At 65.3% G+C, this 2,986-nt stretch carries 1 protein-coding gene; it reads right to left on the reverse strand.

Translation table 11 applies throughout. From position 1 onward, the window contains the following. Nucleotides 1-2,986 (reverse strand): amino acid adenylation domain-containing protein (locus AB4Z42_RS28270; protein WP_442012558.1); only part of this gene is annotated, 2,986 nt, incomplete at both ends.

Below are 2,986 nucleotides of genomic sequence, written 5' to 3' on the forward strand. Positions count from 1 at the left end.
TCACGGGCCAACCGAGCCACGCCCGCCTGCACCTCCGCGGACCAATCGATCACCACCGTGGCACCACGATGATCAGCCACCGACGGATAGGGCCGATCAGTGGGCAACTGCAATCGCTCGGGCAGACCGTCCAGCGCCTGCCGCCAATAATCCAGCTGGGAAGAGATCAGACTGTCCCCGTCATCCAGCTCCCCGAGGAACCTGCGCTGCCACARCGTGTAATCGRCGTACTGCACCGCCAGATCMGCCCAACCMGGAGCCTGCCCCAGACTGCGGCTCGCATAGGCGGCCCCCAGATCCCGGATCAGCGGAGCGATCGATGACCCGTCCGCAGCGATATGGTGCACAACCGCCACCAACACGTACTCATCGCCCACACGGAAAAGTTTGGCCTGCAACGGAACTTCAGCCGCCAGATCAAAAGGATGCCGAGTCACCACGCCGATAGCGTCGAGCAGTTCGGCTTCTGGCCAGCCAGTGGCGTCAACAACGTCCCAACCAAAGTCGGCGTGTTCAGCAGGCACCACCACCTGCCGAGGTATGCCCTCCGGCGCCGCGAACAGTGTGCGCAGCGATTCATGACGGGCCACGACATCGGCCAGCGCCGCACCCAATGCCTCAGCATCGAGCGGTCCGCTCAGCCGCACCGCCAGCGGCATGTTGTACACCGGTGAGGGCCCCAATAACTGGGCCAGGAACCACAACCGGTTCTGCGCGAACGACAACGGAACCACCGGCGGCCGCTCCGCCGGCGTCAACGGTTGCAGCCCACGCTCACTTGCGCCGATGCGGGGCGACAACTGCGCCACCGTCGGAGCTTCGAACACCGTACGCACCGAAAGCCCTGCACCCACACTGATATTGATCGCAGCGATCAGACGCATCGCCGACAGCGAATCTCCACCCAGATCGAAGAACGAATCATCGATCCCCACCCGCTCCACTCCGAGGACCTCGGCGAAGATCGCGGCCAAGATCTCCTCGGTCACACTGCCCGGTGCCCGATACTCACCAGCGGTGTACTCCGGTGCGGGTAGCGCGCGGGTGTCGAGTTTGCCGTTGACCGTCAACGGCAACGCCTCCAAGGCCACCACCGCAGCGGGCACCATGTAGCTCGGCAGCCGATCACCGAGCCGCATTCGAACCGCGGCCGGATCCACGGTGCCGGTCACATAACCCACCAGTCGTGTGTCACCCGGCCGGTCCTCGCGGACGATCACCGCCGACTGCTCCACACCCTCCACTTCATCGAGGGCGGTTCGGATTTCGCCGAGCTCGACGCGATAGCCCCGGATCTTGACCTGCTCATCCGCACGCCCGAGATAATCGAGCTGTCCGTCGGACCGCCACCGCACCAGATCCCCCGTGCGATACATCCGCGCCCCAGCACCGGCGAACGGACACGCCACAAACCGCGACGACGTCAAATCGGTGCGCCTGACATAACCGACACCCACCCCAGCACCGGCGACATACAACTCGCCCACCACACCGGTCGGCACCCGTTGCAACCACTGATCCAGCACGAACAACGCCGCCCCAGGCACCGGCGAGCCGATCGGCGGGGGTCCCGACCCCAGCGGCGCACTCAAGGTCACATTGACCGTGGTCTCGGTCTGCCCGTAGGCATTGATCATCAGCCGTCCGGGCGCCCAGCGGTCCACCAACTCGGGCGGACAGACCTCCCCGCTTACCACCAACGCCACCGACTCCAATCCCTCGGACGAAAGCACGCCCACTGCTGAGGGGGTATGAGTGAGCACGTCGACGCGCTCGGCCAGCAGCAGCGCATGCAAATCCTGCGGCGAGGTCGCCACCTCCTCGGGCACCACGACCACCCGCCCACCGCTGAGCAGCGCACCGAAGATGTCCCACACCGAATCTGTGGAAGCAAAGGAATGGCAGTGCGTCCACGCCTTCCCGGGCGCCAACGCCGGATCCAACGACTGCATCAACTGAGCGACATTGCGATGGGTGACGGCCACCCCCTTCGGAATACCAGTGGTTCCCGAGGTGTAGATGATGTACGCGACGTCGGCCGGGTCGGGCACCGGCAGGGCGCCGACAGGTCGGGCGCCGAGAGCCGGGTCGTCGACATCGATCACCAACAGGTCTCGCCCGTCCACGCGTGACCGCAGGCCCACGGTCGTGATCACGGCGATCGGCGCGGCATCGGTCAACATGAACTCGATCCGCGGATCAGGCAGCGCAGGATCGATCGGCAGGTACGCCGCGCCGGTCTTGAGCACTCCCAGAATCGCGACGATCGCCTCGGCCGAGCGCGGCAACAACAACCCCACACAGTCACCCGGACCGATGCCGCAACCAACCAGCAGGTGCGCCAACCGATTCGACGCCTCATCCAACTCGCGATACGTCACCGAGTGGCCCGGGAAGCTGATCGCGACCGCCGCCGGCGCTGTCTTTACCTGCGACGTGAACAACGCCGGAACCGACATCGGCATACTCGCGTCCTGGGTCAATGCAGCGCGGTTGCTTACCTCGTCCAACCGGACACGGTCGACCAGGTCGAGAACATCAACCGACGACATCCGCCGGCCTGGATCAGCGGCCATCGCCGCCAACACCCGCTCCAGCCGGACGATCAGCGTCTCGATACTGGCGGCGTCGAACATGTCGGTGCGGAACTCCACGGTGCCCGAAATTCCTGCGCCCTCACCGTCATCGGTGAAACGCTCGGCCAACGAGAAGCTCAGATCCATCCGTGCGGTCCGCGTCTCGATCGGCAACGTCGCGACCTGCAGGTCCCCCAACCCGGCATCCAGCTCACCATTACGCTGACCAAAGTTCTGCCAGGCCAGCATCACCTGGACGATCGGATGGTGGGCCAGCGACCGGGTCGGGTTGAGGCGTTCCACCAGCACCTCGAACGGCACATCCTGATGCTCATAGGCCGCCAACGCACGCTGCCGAACCTGGCCCAGCAGATCACCAACCGTGGGATCACCGGCCAGATCAACCCGCA

This window comes from Mycobacterium sp. 2YAF39 (genome assembly GCF_052114565.1).
In the GTDB taxonomy this organism is placed as follows: Bacteria; Actinomycetota; Actinomycetes; order Mycobacteriales; family Mycobacteriaceae; genus Mycobacterium.